We start from the raw sequence: 17,776 nt of genomic DNA on the forward strand, positions 1-17,776 counted from the left end.
TTATCCCAATATTTATTACCTCTCTATGCTTGTAAATTACTTTGAATTCCCACCTCATTAATCTTAACTTTTCTAGCTACGAAAAGATTTACAAATGAAAATCCTGCTGCTAAGAAAAATATATACTGTGGTCCCCATGCACTCCATACAATTCCTCCAATGTATGCACATATTATAGAAACTATATGATCCATACTTATACCAAGAGATAATGTTGGCGTAATATCTTGCGGATCAACAGCAATAGACCTTAGATAAAGCACCTTAATCATTCCCATTTGCATTGACATCTTGTCTATTATAAATATACCAAATATTATAGCAACAGGTATTCCAACAGTGGCTAATCTTCCACTTGAAAAACCTGCAGCTAGTAGTCCGTATATGGAATATACTATGATGAATGATAGTGCATCCGCATAAAGTAGCTTTTTAATTCCAAATTTATCTAACCATCTTCCTAAAGCTGGAATGAAGAATATTCCTATGAAAGATCCCACTATTCCCAGAATAGCTAAAGTATCCGCTTTTTTATTAAGTATTTCTATTAAAACCCAAGGTCCATAGACTATCATAATTTGTTTTTGTACTCCATGCATTATAGCTAGAATATAATAATACTTATATTCTTTTCTAAATATAATCCTGGCTTTTCTTGATGATTTAATAGGTGTTTTTATACACTTTTGAAGTGCTACAAATAAAATTAAGCATAATATTGAAATTCCTGCCGAAATAATAAATATAGATTTTATTTTAGAAGTAAAACTAAAAAATCCTGTTCTAAACCCAATAAATACTAAGATTCCTGATATCATAGTAAATGCAGTACTTACACCTTTATACTGACCCATTCTTTTTCCTGGATTCTCTTTATCTATCAAAGCCATCCCTATTCCATCTTGAACTGGCATAAGCATATGCATTCCCAATGAATTAATAAATAAAAATATAAGCATAACTCCAAAGCTTGGAGTTATAAGTCCTAGAATTATTACCCCTATTACACTAAGTAATGAAGATATCATAGCAATTCTTATATCTCCTAAGAAAGATAATGTTGATATAATTACTATTAATAATAATCCTGGTAACTCTCTAGGGAATTCAATTACTCCCCTTTGAAAAGCAGTTATATTATATGCATCCTTAAAATAATTTGAAAATACCCCATCACTAAGTCCTGCCGCTAACGCTACCAGTGCTATAATGATAAAATAAATTAGAACTTCTTTTTTTATCCCCTTAAATTTCTCTTTCATTTTATGCCCCCTTTAGTATGTGTCTATATATTAGTTTCTTATTCTAACCCTTAAATACACATATTACTAATTATACTATAACTTAAGTTATTTAGAGAGACTAAATAAAAAAAATTCCCACCAAAATCATAGGTTTTCTATATGTTTTTTTAGATAATCATTAGAATTCTTGTTAAATTGTGCTAATAAAATTGAAATTATTAGATAGCCTACCACTAATTTAATAAAATATTATTTTCAATTCTACACAAACTTACTATAGAAGCTATAATTAAAGTTTTTATACAAAGTTTACTAACCCTAAAAATAATATTGTTTGTAGTCTTCTAGTCCTATAATTACTTAAATATTTATTGGTTATTCATATATTTAGAAAGGAGATTATCATGAATAAATTAGGTGAAGAAGTAAAAAAAACCGTGGACAAAGCAAGTGAAAAAATTGTAAACAGTATGAGTAAAATAGGTAAAGATATTAAAGATGTAAAAAATGATGCAAAAAAATTAGGTAAAGATGCAAAAATAAGCGCAAGTAACTTAGGTGAAGATGCAAAAATAAGTGCAAGTAACTTAGGTGAAGATATCAAAAATACTGCAAGTAAATTAGGTGAAGAAGTAGTAACTAGTGCCAATAAACTAGGTAAAGATATAGAAGATGTAAACGATGATAGAAACAAATTAAATCAAGATGTAAAAACTAGTGCAAGTAAGTTAGGTGAAGAGATGCAAGGCGGTGTAACTAAGTTAAGTCACGAAGTTAAAGAAAAAATTAATGAAATTAAAATCCGTTATGAGGAAACAAAAGAAGATGTAAAAGAACATCTTTCTGAAAGAAAATTTGTTCATGATTTAAAGCATCAAATGAATAAAGAAGTTCGTGAAGAAGGTAAACTCGCAAAGAAATGTTGCCAGGAAGCAAAAAATTCAGAACATCTTGAAACTAAAAAATAAAATTATACCTATTCAACTATATTAACCCTCTTTGCACAAAGTTAAATTTAATTTATAAACTACCTGTGTAAAGAGGGTTATAATAGAAAAGAAATCCTAACTGTCTTAGGATTTCTTTTTTATTTATATATGTGTATTTATTTTTTTAGTTTTATGATATTTTCTATAACATCTTTGCATTTTCCACAAGCAGTTCCTGCTCCAGTAACTACTCCAACCTTTTCAACTGTATCAGCTCCATTCTCTACAGCTGCTCTAACTTCATCAGTGGATACATTTCGGCATGTACAAGCATCCCCTAATACTCTTTCAATTTCTTCAATACATCCTCCACAAACTGTACCCGCTCCTGTAGCTCCTTGTATATCCTCTACTGAACGAGCACCTTTAGCCATTGCTTCTCTTACTGAAGCGTAGGTTACATTATTACATAAACATATAATCTTATCTGTTGCCATAGTTTATTCCTCCTTAAATTTCCTTTTATTTCTTAACTTAATTATATATCAATAATAAGTATTAATCAATAATTACTATTTATAATTACTATTGATAATTAACATTAACTTTTTAAGTTGCTTTATATATTTTTCACTACTATTAATATCTTTATTCATTAAATCTTATTTTATTACCTTAATTATAATCTCGATTTACACTTAAAACTAAAGAGACTGTGTCAAAATGATTTTAAAAATCTTTTTGACACAGTCCCTCTTATTGTATTATAAATATATTAACTTTACAGCCTATTGTATCAAAACTTATTCATTTACCTTAAAATGCTTTATTATTTCTGATAAGTCATGACAAGATTGAGCTAATTCTTCTGAATGTTTAGCAATATTTCCAAATATGATGCATTGTTCATCTACTGAAGCACTTACCTCTTCTACTACAGCGGCATTTTGTTGTGCATTAGTTGATACATCTTCTACCCCATTTAAAATATGTCCACTATAAACATTAATATCTTGTGTTTTGCTATCTGTATATTTTATAAGTTTAACTATTTCCATTAATTCATCATTAATAGAGTTAAATGATTTCTCCGTACTTAAAACAGCACTAGCTGTCTCAGCATTTATCTCATTAGTATTATATATTGCACTTTTCACATTATTAGTTTCCTTGTTTATGTTTGATAAAGATTCTTTAATTTTATTAGTTGCGTCACTAGACTGTTCTGCAAGCTTTCTTACTTCATCTGCAACTACAGCAAACCCTCTTCCAGCTTCTCCAGCTCTAGCAGCTTCTATACTTGCATTAAGTGCTAATAGATTAGTTTGATCAGATATAGTTGTTATAATATCGATAACTTTATCTATATCCATTAATTTTGAAACTAAACTTTGGAATATATCATTAACTTTATTTAGTTCAATAGTATTTTCATTTATCTTCATATTTAAGTTATTTACATTCTTCAACCCTATCTCTGCAGCTACTGTAGAAGAATTAGATAGATCATTCATTTTATTAATAACACTATTTATATCTTCAATAGAGTTGTCTAGCTCTTCAACTTTACTAACAACATTAACTATAGTTTGGGCTTGACTTGAGGTATCCCTAGCTATTTCTGCAACTGCTGCATTTATCTCTTCTGATGAAGCAGTAGTTTCTTCAGATATTGCACTTAAGTTTTCACTTGCACCATTAATTTGATAAATAGACTTTTGAACATTAGATACTACATTATTAATATCCTTAACCATACTATTAAAATTACTTGTTACCTGTCCAATTTCATCTTCCAATTTAGATTTTATATCTACGGTTAAATCACCTTCTGCAACTTTTTTTGCTTCCTTTGATAACCTAACTAATGGACTAGAAATACTTTTTATAATTATGTACAATATCGCTGTTAACACTATCATCATTATAGCTGTAATAGCAATGAACAATGTTTCAATTTTATTTATATTAGAATACATATCTTTTTCATTATATACTGTTCCAACTTTCCAGTTGAAACCTGGTATTGTATAGTAATATATTTTAAGATTTTCCTTATTTTCTTTATATGAATAAGAACCCACTTCTGACGAAAGAACCTTACTAAACATATCTACTTTAGATAAATCTTCATTTATCAATGTAGGATGGTACATTGCAATTCCTTTATTACTTACTAAAAAATTATATCCATTATATCCAGCATTATAGTCTCTAATATTAGATAAAGATTGTTCTAAAGATAAGTCAATTGCTAATACTCCTTTAATTTCATTATTTTCCATGATACATTTAGCAGCTGTTATAACTGGAACATTAGTATCTACATCAATATATGGTTCTGTCCACACCACTTTATCTGGATTTTCCACAGCCATTAAATACCAATCTCTCTGAGTTGCATCATAATCTTCAGGCTTGTCCCACCATGGTTCAGCAAACATGTTTTTATCTTGCTGACCAACATATATACTTAATACTTGAGCGTTAGATCCTATGTAATTTTTAAATAATGATAAGGCTTGATCTAAAGCGCCTTTATCTTTATTCATCTCTTTTAAAAAAGCATCATTCTCACTAATTAACTTTAAATCCTTTTCATATTGAATTAATTCCTTTTCAAAGTTTTTACCCATCTGCTCTACAGCAGCAGTTCCTCTTTCATCTGTATCACGTTCAACATTTCTTCTCATTATTCCTGTAGTCAGTATATTATTTATTATCATTCCTACAAATACTATTCCAACTATAAATATAGTCATTTTTGTTGCTAGATGTTTAAATTTAAACATTTTCACGCCTCCTATCTATTTTACCTAATCTCACTTGATAGTTAATATTATACATAATTTTATGTATTTATTAATTATATATGCAACTCTTTAAAGTTAATTTAAATTATGTATATAATAATAGTTTAATATATACAACTATAACTATTATTTACTTTTTTATTTGTTTTTTCCTGCAAATCACATTAATAATCATATATTAACCATTCATCCCTTTAATAATCGTATCAATATACATATACTAAATACCTTTTGTTAAAATATTTTCACATAGAACAAAAGCTACTAGAAACACTAATAGCTTTTATTTTATTCATTATTATCTTTACTATCTCCAAACTTCTTCAATAACATGGTCAATCTTACCCATAGCTTCTTTTATTGCATTTTGCTTTTCTTCTTCAGTAAAACCTGTTCCATCCACTAACAGTTCCTCAAATCTTTTAATCCCCATAGTCTTCATTATATCTTCCACATAATTAAGCCCCTTATTTAAGACCATTCTAAGCATCCATGGAACTGATGCCCCTGAAGATTGAATATATACCATGCCTCTTGGCTTATCATTTAAAAGCCCTTCAATCTTATTTTCTGAGATATTTATAGTTTTACCATCCATAACTACGCAATCAATGTATTCCTTTAAAGGTGCTGGGAAAGACAAACTCCACATAGGTGCCGCTATAACATACATATCAGCTTCCTTAAATTGATCTGTAAGCTTCACAATTTTATGAACTTCTGCTTGTTGATTTTCATCTAGCTTATTAAAATCTTTCTCACTAATCATTGAATTTCTTTTCTCAAAATACTGGTATTCCAGCCTTGGTATATGACACTGATAAAGATCTAACTCTTCAACCTTGAAATCTTTATGCTTATCTAAGAACCTATTTACAAATGCTCTACCAACAATTTTACTAGCTGATAACTCCTCTGGTTTTGAGTTTACTGTTATGTATAATAATTTTTTCATAAAATCCACCTCTATAATTTTTTAACTTAAACCTATTATTTACTCTATGATTTAAATTATTCTATAAAGTATTAATCCCCATAAAGATTTTTATTCCTATATACCACATAACGTTTTAATATAATTGCATAAAAATAGAGTAAGATACATTGTCTTACTCTATTTTCTTATATAATTTATTGATAATACAATCTTATTATAAGTATTTTTCTATTAAGCTTTGAAATATTTCAATATGAACTTCTTCGTCGCTTATTATTTTATGGATAACCCTTTTGATGTATTTATCATTAACATTTTGCATCAAAAATTTATATCCATTTATAGCATTTATTTCACCCTTTATATTCAACATAAGTTTTTGTTTTATAACTTCTTTGGATTTCATATTATCTTCATCCATCTTTACAACTAACATATCTTTATCACCATAAGGAATATTTCCCGTCATCCAAAAGTTTTGATTTGAGTTGTAATATGCAGGCTTACCACCTAATGATGATATTATATCACCTAATACGTCCAAATGTGCCATTTCAACTAATGCTATACATAATAGTGTATTGGATATAGTTTTATTATCAATTGTTTTGTGATGATATAAGTATTGAGTTATTGCCTGTATCTCACTATCAGCTGAGCTTGCGTAAGCATCTAATATCATATTTGCATAATTTATATTTTTTCTTTCCACTTCACCTTCTGGAAAAGGTAATTGTGATTGACAAGGTAATGTAGCTAAAAACTCATCTACCTTATCTTCAATATCTTTAAAATCAATCATAAACCAAACTCCCTAAATTATTATAGTTTATTATATGATAACTTTTGGGTATTTAATCCTATATTTGTTCTAAGTTAATTCGCACAAGTAAATTTAAATCCTACAGTATATATTAACAAGGAATCATAGGAGTAATCCCTATTCCTCTATTGCTTTTATTGAATATTAATAAGTACTTGCATTAAACAGCTCCTATTAGTAAAACATAATAAACCCAATAACCATAATGGCGATGTCTGCACAAATATGAACTATCCATGAGTTCATGATACTTTTTGATTTTGTATTTATATAGTTGAAAATTAATCCACCTACAAATAACCCTACCAGGGCAAGTCCTATTAACCAATGGTTAAACCAAGTTTTAAATATGGCTACATGATAAATTGAAAATAACAGTGCTGAGAATATATAAGCTATTTTTCTATATCCCTTTGAATATATTTGTAAAAATATAAATCCTCTAAAGAAAAATTCTTCTAAAAATGAATTCCCTAAGGTTATATACAGAGCAACAAATGGAAAATTCCTAGGTGTAATTAAATTGGATTCCATAAGTTCCTTTGCTATTAAATCTAAATCTATATATGATTTAACAATAAAATAAGTTGTCCAAATTACAATTAAAACAATAGTTCCTAATAATAATCCTAATTTTATAGTTTTTCTGTCTCTACTCATTTTTATTATTTCCATAGGGCTACCATCTTCAGTCATATTATATATGATGTATGGTATTACTCCAAATGAAACTATTTTACTCAAAGTAGTAATTAGATAATTTAAATCCATAAATTGTTCTATTACATAAAATCCTCCACATATTATAATTGATAATCCAACTATAGCTGAAATTCTCCTACTTGTTCCTTTGCTTTTAGTTATGTTTAAGTCTATCATTTTACTCCTCCTCAATATGCTCATATATACACTCTACAACTTGTCTCTTTACTATATATTTCTACATGAAGTTATTTGAACTCTTATATATGTTAGATTTCTTAATATACCCTACTTTTATATGCAAATAGTAATTTATATTATTCCTAAATTACAGCTATCTGCAATATCCTTATATTCCTTTACTACTTGATCATCATCAAAAAAACACGGAAACTTCTTATTATAATTTCCCCAGATGGTAAATGGTAGCTTTGTAAAGTAAATAGTACAAAATAACACTTCCCTTGTACTTAATCTAGTTATAAAAGGAATACTTTCCTCAGTTAATCTAAAATATATGTTTTCTCCCTGATTATTCTTCATAAAACTTTTTATAAACACTCTATCTTCTTCTGATAATAGGTTTATTAGATTTTCTTTTTCCTCTTCACTTAATACTGGAAAATAAAAATCCACATAAGAATCTTCTTCTCCATTTAATTTAAATGCAGCTTTCATAAACTGAATTATATCATCTTCAGCACTATCTATATCATTACTTTGTAACATTGCATTTTTAAATTTATCAAACCCCTCATTAATGCTTTTAAATCTAATCTGTACTTTTTCTCTAAAGTCTTCTTCTTTAATTGGATATAATAGCTTTTGCATCTTTATTTCTCCTTATTTAAGGCATCTTCAAAAAATAAATAAGTCAATCTCCTAGACTATTTTGAGTGATACGTCGTCAGCAGAACCCTTATATAGTTCTACTATCTAAGGAACCTGCTTCCTTGTCTAACTCAAAATATCCTTCGCATCTTTGATTTATTATTTATTTTCAGATGCCTAAAGCTTTTTTACTACTATAATTATTATAACATATGATTTGTAAATAAAAGTATATTTCAAATAATTGAAATTGTATTTGAAAGGAATATGATATAATATTTTCTATAAAACTAGACTCTACTTATAAAATAAGATTTTGGAGGTAAAAATTATGAACACCTTGTTTTTCAATGGAAAAATAGCATCCTTAGATTCTAAAAATAACTTTTATGAGGCAATAGGAATTAAGGATAATCAAATTGATTTTCTTGGAACTAATATTGAAGCCTTAGACATTAAAAACTCTTATGATGAAATTGTTGATTTAAATAATAAAACCCTTATGCCAGGCTTTAACGATAGTCATATGCATTTATTAAACTATGGCTATACTCTTGAAAAAATGGATTTAACAAAATTAAATTCAATTGATGAAATGATAACCTCTGGGAAAGCGTTTATAAGTAATAGACCTAGTAATGAATTAAATTGCCTATTAGGTAGAGGTTGGAATCAAGATAAACTTAAAGAAGAAAGATTTGTTACAAAATATGATTTAGATAAAATATCCACAGATATCCCTGTAATTTTCACTAGAGTCTGTGGACATATTGCAGTTTGTAATACAAAGGCTTTAAGTTACTTAAATAATGAAGATATAAAAGATAATCCTAATATAGATTTAGAAAAAGGTGTGTTTAAAGAATATGCTATATCTTTAATTAACGGTATTATTCCACCTCCAAGCATTGACTCTATGAAAAATATGATTATAAATACTTGTAATGAATTATTAAGTTATGGAATAACCTCTGTACAAAGTGATGATTTTGATGCTATGCCAAATAAATCTTTCAAAAATGTTCTTGTAGCTTATAATGAACTTATTAACGAAGACAAACTACCAGTGAGAATTTATGAGCAATGCTTATTTGAGAACCCAGAAAGCTTTAATGACTTCATTAATCTTGGCTATAAAACAGGTGACGGTGATAATTTCTTTAGGATTGGACCATTAAAACTTCTTTTAGATGGTGCCTTAGGTGGACGAACTGCTTTACTAAGAGAACCTTATAGTGATGATGTTGATAACTGTGGTGTTGGAATATATACACAAGAGGAATTAAATGACTACATAAAAATTGCCCATGACAATGGATTCCAAACTGCTGCCCATGCCATAGGAGATAAAGCTATGGACTTATACTTAAATTCCTTAGAGAATTTAGGAGAAGATTTAAAAGAAGGACGTCATGGAATAGTCCATTGTCAAATTACTAGCAAAGATATTATAGAAAGAATGAAAAAGCTAGAAGTTATGGCATACATTCAGCCTATATTCTTAGATTATGATATGCACATAGTTGAAGATAGAGTTGGTGCGAGAGCTAAAGAATCTTACGCCTTCAAAACAATGGAGGATTTAGGTATAAAATTATCTATAGGTTCAGATGCACCTGTAGTACATTTTAATCCTTTTGAAAATATCTATTCTGCAGTATGTAGAAAAGACTTAGCTAAATCTCCTGAAAATGGATTTATGCCAGAAGAAAAACTCTCCTTACAATCTGCCCTTAAAATGTTTACCATAGATAGTGCCTACTGTTCTTTTGATGAAAATATAAAAGGAACCTTAGAACTTGGAAAGTTAGCAGATTTAGTGGTGTTGGATAAAGATATCTTTACTACTCCTGCAGATGAAATTAAAGATATTAATGTTGAAATTACTATGGTAGATGGAAAAATAGTCTATAAAAGATAGCCTTAATATTAAAATATTAATTAATACTTTAGGTAAAACAGGAGCTGTCTCAAAATTCAATATGTTCTAAACTAGTGTTGAAATTGGACTTATATTATTGTCGCCAAGCCGTTAGATAAAACATAAGTCAATCATTTTGAGACAACCCATTTTATTTAATTTTATTTAATTTTATTTATGTACTCATTTTAATAAGACAATCTATATTAAAACTTATCATTCTAAATCTTTATATTCTAATTTTTATACTGCCTTTGTAAAAGCTATACAGGTCATTTATACCTGATTTCATTACTTGTTCTTATTATTGTTGTTTTTAGCAGTATTTTTAACAGTACTCTTTCCCTTATTTAAATCACAACAGTTGAGCTTACCATTTCCAAAAGACTTATTATTTTCATCCTCAATTTTTTTTAAGAAGTTCTCAAAAAACTTAATCACATTATATCCCTACCTAACTTTAATTATTTACTTGCTTATGTATTTTGCTTACCTATGAGAATATACTACCTAAACCTTATGAAGATTATATGAAGAAATAATCCTTATTTATTTTTAATGATCATATCCCCTTCTTTTATATATCCCATCTTCTTCATTCCAAAAGCAATTATGTAACTGATTATCCCTGGTAATATAAAATGTAGTATTAATATTTTAGGTAAAGATACTATTCCCATCTCTGCTACAGTTTGAATTTGACCTACAAGCCCACTAGTCCCCATACCTGCACCAACAGAATTACAACTCATTTTAAATACAGTTGTAGCTACCATTCCTATAATAAAGCTAGCTACAATAGATGGTATTGCTATTAATGGATTTTGGACTATATTCCCAAACTGTATTTTTGAGGTTCCTAATCCTTGAGCTAATAAGCCCTCTACACCATTTTCTTTATATGATATTACCGCAAATCCTATCATCTGGCATGAGGTTCCTACCACAGCTGCTCCTGCCGCTAAACCTGATAATCCTAAACTTGCTGCTAAAGCTGCAGAACTTAGTGGTGATATTAATACCATCCCCATTAATGTTGAAACTATAGCTCCCATCATTGCTGGATGTAGTTCTGTTGAATTATTTATTATACTTCCTATTGATACAATAAATTTAGATATTATAGGTGAAATAGCTAATCCCGTAATTCCACCTACTATAATGCATATTGCTGGTACAAGAATAATATCTACATAAGTTTTACCAAATATCCTTTTCCCCACAATGGTGGTTACTAGTGCTGCAACATATGCTCCAGCAGGATCTCCAACGGTTAACATTGCACTTCCATCCACTATTTTTATAGCCGCTGCTCCAATACTTGAGGTTACTATAGATGAGAATATCACTAAAGGTGGCGCATCAAGTGAATATGCAACTGCTGCTCCAATTGCTCCAGCCATAAACACCTTAGCAATACTTCCTATATTTATAAACAAATCTAAATCTAATAATATTCCTAATTGATTTAATATAGTTCCCACTATTAAAGTTGCAAATAAACCTATTCCCATTCCATTTAACGATTTAATTAATTTTTCATTCATTGTATACAACTCCTTAACCAGTTAATTTTACTATACTTTCCTAGTGTTAGAAATATATAATTTATTATTCTTATATTTTTTTCTTTAAGTTCATAAACATAACAAAATAGAAGGTTTACCTTAATTAAGCAAATTTTGTGCCTTTCTATTTTCTGTATAAGTTAAAAATCCCTCCAAACTTTTTACATAGTTTGAGGGAACATTAAGAGAATTTTTAGTTATTTAGCATTTAGAAATTCTTATTATTCAAGATAAAACTAATCTTCATGAAGCCAACATCTCGACCAATGATTTTCAGAAATTGACCTTAAATCTGGCAATTCATTTCTACATTTTTCAAAAGCTTCATGACAACGGTCAGAAAATCTACACCCCTTTGATAACTCTGATAGATGTGGCACATATCCTTCAATTGTATCCAGTCTCCTCTTTCTATCATCTATCCTTGGAATACACTCCATTAGCTTTTTTGTGTATGGATTTATAGGATTTTCAAATAGTTCCTTACTCGGTGCTATCTCCATAATTTTCCCACAATACATGACCACCACTTCATCTGCCATTTCTGCTACTACTCCCAAGTCATGGGTATTTAATATTATGGACATATTGTATTTATTCTTAAGGCTACTTAGTAGATCCAAAATTTCTGCCTGAATTGTAACATCCAGAGCTGTGGTAGGTTCATCTGCTATTAGTATTTTAGGGTTGCAAGCTATTGCCATAGCTATCATAATTCTTTGTCTCATTCCTCCACTAAACTGATTAGGAAGGTGATGAAACCTTTCTTCTCCATCTGTAATACCAACCACCTTCATCAACTCTATAGCAACTTTTTGTGATTCTTTTTTACTAACTTTTTTATGGATGATCAAAGCTTCTGCAATCTGTTTTCCTACCTTATTCATGGGATTTAAAGTTGACATTGGATCCTGATATATCATAGCTATTTCATTTCCCCGTATTTGTCCCATTACTTTTTCACTCTTTTTAAGCAAATCTTCACCTTTATAGTATACTTGTCCTCCAATTATTCTTCCTGGGAAATCAATTAAACCCATGATAGATAGGGCTGTTACACTTTTCCCACTTCCAGACTCTCCTATAATTGCTATTGTTTCTCCTTCATCAAGAGTAAAGCTTATATCATCTGCCGCTGGATATTCATTCCCATTTAAATAAAAATATGTTTTTAAGTTCTTAACCTCAAGTAATTTCATATTATCCCTCCTTAATAAGATTTTGTATTAGGCATCTGAAAATAAATAATAAGGCAAAGTTGCCAAGGATATTTTGAGTTAGACAAGGAAGCAGGTTCCGCAGATAGTAGAACTATCTAAGGGTTCTGCTGACGACGTATCACTCAAAATAGCCTAGGACATTGACTTATTTATTTTTTGAAGATGCCTTAGGTAATAATATGTCTTTTAAGGCATTAAAAATCATAAAAATGAAATAATAAAAAATTGCCAGAAATACGATAAAGGCTGTAAATGCAACTCCTGATTCGTATGCTGGAATCAATTCAGTTGTATAAAAATATATTAGATAGAATCCCATCCCTTGGACGTAAAAGAGTCTTTCTACGATAATAAGACTTGAAAACATTATACCTATAACTGTTGGAAATCCTGATAACACTCCATAAATTATGCTTTTCATCATATGATTTTTTATAATCTGAAACCTGGAACATCCCTTCCCCCTAGCTGCTAATATATATGGTTTTGTAAAATTTTCTTCTATTGTTGTAGCTGTTATCCTAGAAATATATGCTGCTGGAAGTATTGCTATTGAGATTATTGGATAAATTGCATACCCAAAACTTTCATCTCCAAAGGGAGGAAATGGCCCTAATCCAAATATTGAAATTTTATTCTTATATAGATACATGGCACCTAGCTGTACAAGTGTTATTGTTAAAATATCAGGGACTGAAAGAGGTATTAGGGATTGAAGTAACTTTATTGTTCCACTCCTCTCCTTTTTCCTACTGTCTATAATTCCCTTTGGAATTCCAATGATTAATGCCAGAAGAGCTCCCAAAAATAGTATAACTGAGCTTTTCTTTACTGTTTTAGCTAATAGCTGTCCTGCAGTTTCTCCTTGAATCATAACATTAAAAGCTTCACCACTCCAAAATACTTTAAAATTGTTTCTTATATTTTCAAAAACTATATTCATTTCCATATTAGGTTTATACTTACCATTAACGGATATAATATCAAAATTCACAGGTATTCCTGCTACAGCTATAACAAGAAATAGGATTACAAGGAGTATTACTATGTTCACAAGAATTTTTTTAGTTATCACCTTTATTCTTTCAGCTGTCATTTTATCTCCTCCCATCTTCATATAAATGACAAGAAACTATCCTTCCGTCCTCAAGTTCCATAAGTTCTGGCTCAAGAATTTCACATTTAGCCATTTTTTTAGGGCATCTATTGTGAAAAGCACATCCTGATGGTATATTCATTGCACTAGGAATTTCACCTTCAAGCCTTATTCTATTAATATTTCTGCTAGGCTCAGGTACCGGTGATGCAGATATAAGAGCTTTTGTATATGGATGTTTTGGAGAATCAAATATATCATCTACACTACCTTTTTCTACTATTTTCCCAAGATACATCACTGCTACTTTATTGCTAACGTGCTTTATTACACTTAAGTCATGTGATATAAATAGATAAGATAAACCAAATTCCTCCTGAAGATCCATAATGAGATTCAGTATCTGGGATTGAACAGACATATCTAATGCGGATACGGATTCATCACATACCACAAATTTGGGCTTTGTTGCCAAAGCTTTAGCTATAGCAATTCTTTGCCTCTGTCCTCCACTAAACTCATGTGGTAATTTACTTCCATCCTGCCTTGATAATCCTACCATTTCAAGTAATCGCCTTACTTCATTTTTGTATTCTAGTGGTTGGACTATTTTGTGTATTTGAAGTGGTTGAATCAAAATGTCCTCAACAGTCATTTTATAGTCTAAGGCAGAATAGGGATTTTGAAAGACTATTTGCAAATCTTTTCTAAGCTTCCTAAATTCCTTGTTGCTTATGGTACTAATATCTCTTCCTTCCAAGTATACCTTTCCCTCAGTTGGTTCTAATAGCCTTAATATTAACCTCCCTATGGTTGATTTACCACTTCCTGATTCTCCGACAAGACCAAGAGTCTCTCCCTTTTCTATTCTAAAATCCACACCATTTACCGCATTTACAACGCCTTTATTTACACCCCAAAATTTGTCTTTTGTTATAAATTGTTTTTTTAGATTTATTACTTCTATCATGGTTTTTCTCCTTTTCAAAGGTTTCTTACTAATCCATAATATGAGAATTCATTGTCATTGTATCTAATATGATTTGTCCAATGCTTTCCATTCTTTTGTAATTTATATTTTCCATGTTATCAATGCTGCTATTAACTCCATCTATTGAAGGATTTCCTATTCCAAAACTCGAAAGTGTATTTAACCTCAAATTAATCAATGCTTTTGTAGTTGTGTAATCATTGTGAAATCTTTGATATCTCACATCCATTTGTTTAAATCGTTTTTCTATTTCTAATCCCATGAGATAATTGCTTTTGTCTGCTCTTTGAGCTGGAAAGGTTATAAGGTTTAAATCTTTATCCTCACTATAGCCTGGATAGCTTATATCAAAATAATAGTACCCATCTTCTATTGCCATATTTAAAGGTATACCTTCTGTTATACTATAATGATATGAACCATCAACCTTTGAGTACGTCACACTTTCATACTCATTATCCCAAAATATAAACTGGATTGACTTTTCCAATGGTTCCTTTATAATTGACAACATCCTTGCAACCTCCAGTGCTGTTGCCGCGGGAGTTGCTGTCATTACATATGGACTTTCAGTTTCATTTGTATGGACACCATCATAGGTTGCTCCTATGATTATTAATTCTCCTGGATCTTCACATGTTTTGCCTTTACCAGGTAAAAATGCAGTAATGTTTCGTCCATGATGTTTTGGTAGCTTTGGATAGTCAAAGTTTATTTCAACCTCTCTGTAACCACCTTCTAACTCCAACCTTAAATCATCAAATGGAATTATTGCAGTGGATTTAAAAAGGTATGCGTTATTGTTTGTGCTGTAGCCTTCATTTAATATGAATTTTATATCATAATTTAAATTTTTCCCCACTCCAACTGTTATATTATTTGGATTATTAAAAGCATCAAATCCGAAGCCATTAAACTCTCTCTCAATTGAAAAAAAATCTGTCCCCTCTGGTATATTAACTGCATTTTCAAAGTCTGCAGCAACTCCTTTATAATTTAATTCATCCTTTTTCATATTCATAAAGATACTTTCACTTACAGTTGGTATGGTAAAATCTTCATGAAGGTAATAGGTCTTTTCCTCCCCATTGTCATCAGTAAGCTTTATCCAACCTGATTCAATTACCATGGGCGACAGAATCTCAGGATTGGTTACTTTATTATCGGCTTCTGAGATTTCTGTGGTATTTGTTAGTGGGATTTCTAAGGTATCCACCTCATACCCATATGACTTTAAATTATCAATTATATATTCTCCTGCTAAATATCCTCCTTCAGTTCCAGCTACCCTACCTCCATATTTATCCTTTGTAAGTTCTTCAAGATGTAGTTTAGCTTGAGCTATATCAAATTCATAGAGGCTTGGATGCCAAGGTATTATCATATATACAATAATACCTATTAGGATTGAAGTCTTTATAATTACAGGTTTATAGTATTTCTTAATATACTTAAGCTGCGATATAAATATTTTTGGTGATACTAGATAAGAAATTTTTCTAATAGAACTAATCACTCTAGACTCCCTCTTTTGGAACTCTATTCTTAATCCTTCTCCTGTAAGATTTATTCCAATTATTGCAATACTAAAAACCAATACAGGATAGAGAGTCATCCAATATGTTGCTTCGTATCTCCTAACATTTATTGAAATTCTAGAAAGGGTACCTCCCCACTCAGGTTCTAAACTCATCAAATAATTTGATTTAAAAGCTAGTTCTTTAATTTGTCTTGTTACTCCAACAAAAACATAAAGAACTGCTAGCTGAGCGATTAAAAACAATGCCATTCCCATTTCTTTAAAAAACAAACTTATACTAGTTGGTATTATATGTGGTAAAACATTTTGATACGCTATCTGTAACTTGGTTTTCCCTATAGCTATCTCCCCTTCAATAAAGTCCTCTTCCATAACCATCCTAGTTGAATCCTCAATCATGACAGCCAACTTTGCCCATCCCACAATGGTAAGTACTATTGCAAAGGCAAGAATTGATTTACCCATTTGTAGATTTCTAAAATACCCTATATTTAAAATTACAAAGCTAAATAAAAGCATAGGTATTGCAGTAAGAAATGTATTAAATATTTTTATTATATTTGAAATAACCTTTACACCCATCCCTGCAGCTACTCCAAGTGGGAGAGCTAAAATCATTCTAAATATAGCTACAAGAAGTGCCAACTTTAATGTATTTCTAGTTCCATATACAAGTCTTGAATATACATCCCTTCCAGCATCATCTGTTCCCAAGATGTTATCCTTATTAGGTGGCATTGGATTGGAAGCAAATTTTTCTACCCACACTCCTTCCTCTTTGCACTCTATATACTTAGGCGGTTCTTCAAAAAGAGGATCCTTAGCTGTAAAAAATCCTGGGTATAAAGCGACAAGTATTAAAAATATTCCAATTACACTTCCAAGAAGTAACGGAAAATTTATCTTTCTCATTATATCTGTACCCCCCTTTAAAACTAATATTCTACTTATAGTAATTTATTTCTATTATATTTAAATAATGTATTTTATATGCTCATGTACTATTTTATCTCATTACAAAAGCTTCCTCAATTAGTTTTATTCTCCATTTTTCAACATAATTAAAAAAACTCAATATTATCTAATATAAAAAGCCAGCAAAGATTAAAACTTTAATCTTTGTTGGCTTATGTCTATATTCTTGTAAATCTTCCTTTAAAC

General features: G+C 29.9%; 15 protein-coding genes. 2 read left to right on the plus strand and 13 right to left on the minus strand.

The annotated features are described in order from the left end of the window. Nucleotides 1-23: 23 nt before the first annotated feature. Nucleotides 24-1,262, minus strand: coding sequence for an MFS transporter (locus tag RSD37_RS04645; protein ID WP_346945534.1), 1,239 nt, complete (start codon nucleotides 1,260-1,262; stop codon nucleotides 24-26). Between the two features lie 386 nt (nucleotides 1,263-1,648). Here RSD37_RS04645 and RSD37_RS04650 point away from each other — a divergent pair, with 386 nt between their 5' ends. Further along, nucleotides 1,649-2,212 carry a hypothetical protein gene (locus RSD37_RS04650; RefSeq protein ID WP_346945535.1) on the plus strand — a complete coding sequence of 188 codons (564 nt, stop codon included), beginning with the start codon at nucleotides 1,649-1,651 and terminating at the stop codon, nucleotides 2,210-2,212. Between the two features lie 137 nt (nucleotides 2,213-2,349). Here the strand turns inward: RSD37_RS04650 and RSD37_RS04655 are convergent, their stop codons facing one another. The 6 genes from RSD37_RS04655 to RSD37_RS04680 form a co-directional block, all read right to left on the minus strand. After that, nucleotides 2,350-2,670, minus strand: a complete 321-nt coding sequence (locus RSD37_RS04655; RefSeq protein WP_346945536.1) for a (2Fe-2S)-binding protein — start codon at nucleotides 2,668-2,670, stop codon at nucleotides 2,350-2,352. Between the two features lie 306 nt (nucleotides 2,671-2,976). Beyond that, complete coding sequence (locus tag RSD37_RS04660; protein WP_346945537.1) at nucleotides 2,977-4,965, minus strand: methyl-accepting chemotaxis protein; 1,989 nt, start codon at nucleotides 4,963-4,965, stop codon at nucleotides 2,977-2,979. 328 nt (nucleotides 4,966-5,293) lie between these two features. Continuing rightward, a complete protein-coding gene (locus RSD37_RS04665; RefSeq protein ID WP_346945538.1) occupies nucleotides 5,294-5,941 on the minus strand; it encodes an NAD(P)H-dependent oxidoreductase in 648 nt (215 codons plus the stop codon). Nucleotides 5,942-6,137: 196 nt separating this feature from the next. After that, on the minus strand, nucleotides 6,138-6,725 hold the full coding sequence (locus RSD37_RS04670; protein ID WP_346945539.1) for a ferritin-like domain-containing protein: 588 nt from the start codon (nucleotides 6,723-6,725) through the stop codon (nucleotides 6,138-6,140). Between the two features lie 195 nt (nucleotides 6,726-6,920). Next, nucleotides 6,921-7,625, minus strand: coding sequence for a CPBP family intramembrane glutamic endopeptidase (locus RSD37_RS04675; RefSeq protein WP_346945540.1), 705 nt, complete (start codon nucleotides 7,623-7,625; stop codon nucleotides 6,921-6,923). Between the two features lie 135 nt (nucleotides 7,626-7,760). Then, entirely contained in the window at nucleotides 7,761-8,279 is a 519-nt protein-coding gene (locus RSD37_RS04680) for a hypothetical protein (protein ID WP_346945541.1), read from the minus strand. Nucleotides 8,280-8,610: 331 nt separating this feature from the next. Here RSD37_RS04680 and RSD37_RS04685 point away from each other — a divergent pair, with 331 nt between their 5' ends. After that, nucleotides 8,611-10,200, plus strand: a complete 1,590-nt coding sequence (locus tag RSD37_RS04685) for an amidohydrolase (RefSeq protein WP_346945542.1) — start codon at nucleotides 8,611-8,613, stop codon at nucleotides 10,198-10,200. 291 nt (nucleotides 10,201-10,491) lie between these two features. On the opposite strand, the gene RSD37_RS04690 is transcribed toward RSD37_RS04685, so the two are convergent. From RSD37_RS04690 to RSD37_RS04715, 6 genes are all read right to left on the minus strand, one after another. Next, nucleotides 10,492-10,641, minus strand: a complete 150-nt coding sequence (locus tag RSD37_RS04690; RefSeq protein ID WP_346945543.1) for an LDCC motif putative metal-binding protein — start codon at nucleotides 10,639-10,641, stop codon at nucleotides 10,492-10,494. A gap of 104 nt (nucleotides 10,642-10,745) precedes the next feature. After that, entirely contained in the window at nucleotides 10,746-11,747 is a 1,002-nt protein-coding gene (locus RSD37_RS04695) for a PTS sugar transporter subunit IIC (protein ID WP_346945544.1), read from the minus strand. Nucleotides 11,748-12,004: 257 nt separating this feature from the next. Then, nucleotides 12,005-12,967, minus strand: a complete 963-nt coding sequence (locus RSD37_RS04700; protein ID WP_346945545.1) for an ABC transporter ATP-binding protein — start codon at nucleotides 12,965-12,967, stop codon at nucleotides 12,005-12,007. Nucleotides 12,968-13,133: 166 nt separating this feature from the next. Continuing rightward, nucleotides 13,134-14,084 (minus strand): ABC transporter permease subunit, encoded by a 951-nt coding sequence (locus RSD37_RS04705; protein ID WP_346945546.1) that lies wholly within the window; start codon nucleotides 14,082-14,084, stop codon nucleotides 13,134-13,136. 1 nt (nucleotide 14,085) lies between these two features. Further along, a complete protein-coding gene (locus tag RSD37_RS04710) occupies nucleotides 14,086-15,054 on the minus strand; it encodes an oligopeptide/dipeptide ABC transporter ATP-binding protein (protein WP_346945547.1) in 969 nt (322 codons plus the stop codon). A gap of 28 nt (nucleotides 15,055-15,082) precedes the next feature. Continuing rightward, entirely contained in the window at nucleotides 15,083-17,527 is a 2,445-nt protein-coding gene (locus tag RSD37_RS04715; RefSeq protein WP_346945548.1) for an ABC transporter permease subunit, read from the minus strand. Nucleotides 17,528-17,776 lie beyond the last annotated feature (249 nt).

Source organism: Clostridium sp. (genome assembly GCF_036646415.1).
Classification (GTDB): Bacteria; Bacillota; Clostridia; order Clostridiales; family Clostridiaceae; genus Clostridium_J.

What these genes read in the sequence shown, in the direction of transcription:
- RSD37_RS04665 (WP_346945538.1), bottom strand. Translation starts at nt 5,941, where the DNA reads ATGAAAAAATTATTATACATAACAGTAAACTCAAAACCAGAGGAGTTA.
- RSD37_RS04695 (WP_346945544.1), bottom strand. Translation starts at nt 11,747, where the DNA reads ATGAATGAAAAATTAATTAAATCGTTAAATGGAATGGGAATAGGTTTA.
- RSD37_RS04670 (WP_346945539.1), bottom strand. Translation starts at nt 6,725, where the DNA reads ATGATTGATTTTAAAGATATTGAAGATAAGGTAGATGAGTTTTTAGCT.
- RSD37_RS04650 (WP_346945535.1), top strand. Translation starts at nt 1,649, where the DNA reads ATGAATAAATTAGGTGAAGAAGTAAAAAAAACCGTGGACAAAGCAAGT.
- RSD37_RS04705 (WP_346945546.1), bottom strand. Translation starts at nt 14,084, where the DNA reads ATGACAGCTGAAAGAATAAAGGTGATAACTAAAAAAATTCTTGTGAAC.
- RSD37_RS04710 (WP_346945547.1), bottom strand. Translation starts at nt 15,054, where the DNA reads ATGATAGAAGTAATAAATCTAAAAAAACAATTTATAACAAAAGACAAA.
- RSD37_RS04660 (WP_346945537.1), bottom strand. Translation starts at nt 4,965, where the DNA reads ATGTTTAAATTTAAACATCTAGCAACAAAAATGACTATATTTATAGTT.
- RSD37_RS04675 (WP_346945540.1), bottom strand. Translation starts at nt 7,625, where the DNA reads ATGATAGACTTAAACATAACTAAAAGCAAAGGAACAAGTAGGAGAATT.
- RSD37_RS04645 (WP_346945534.1), bottom strand. Translation starts at nt 1,262, where the DNA reads ATGAAAGAGAAATTTAAGGGGATAAAAAAAGAAGTTCTAATTTATTTT.
- RSD37_RS04680 (WP_346945541.1), bottom strand. Translation starts at nt 8,279, where the DNA reads ATGCAAAAGCTATTATATCCAATTAAAGAAGAAGACTTTAGAGAAAAA.
- RSD37_RS04655 (WP_346945536.1), bottom strand. Translation starts at nt 2,670, where the DNA reads ATGGCAACAGATAAGATTATATGTTTATGTAATAATGTAACCTACGCT.
- RSD37_RS04715 (WP_346945548.1), bottom strand. Translation starts at nt 17,527, where the DNA reads ATGAGAAAGATAAATTTTCCGTTACTTCTTGGAAGTGTAATTGGAATA.
- RSD37_RS04685 (WP_346945542.1), top strand. Translation starts at nt 8,611, where the DNA reads ATGAACACCTTGTTTTTCAATGGAAAAATAGCATCCTTAGATTCTAAA.
- RSD37_RS04700 (WP_346945545.1), bottom strand. Translation starts at nt 12,967, where the DNA reads ATGAAATTACTTGAGGTTAAGAACTTAAAAACATATTTTTATTTAAAT.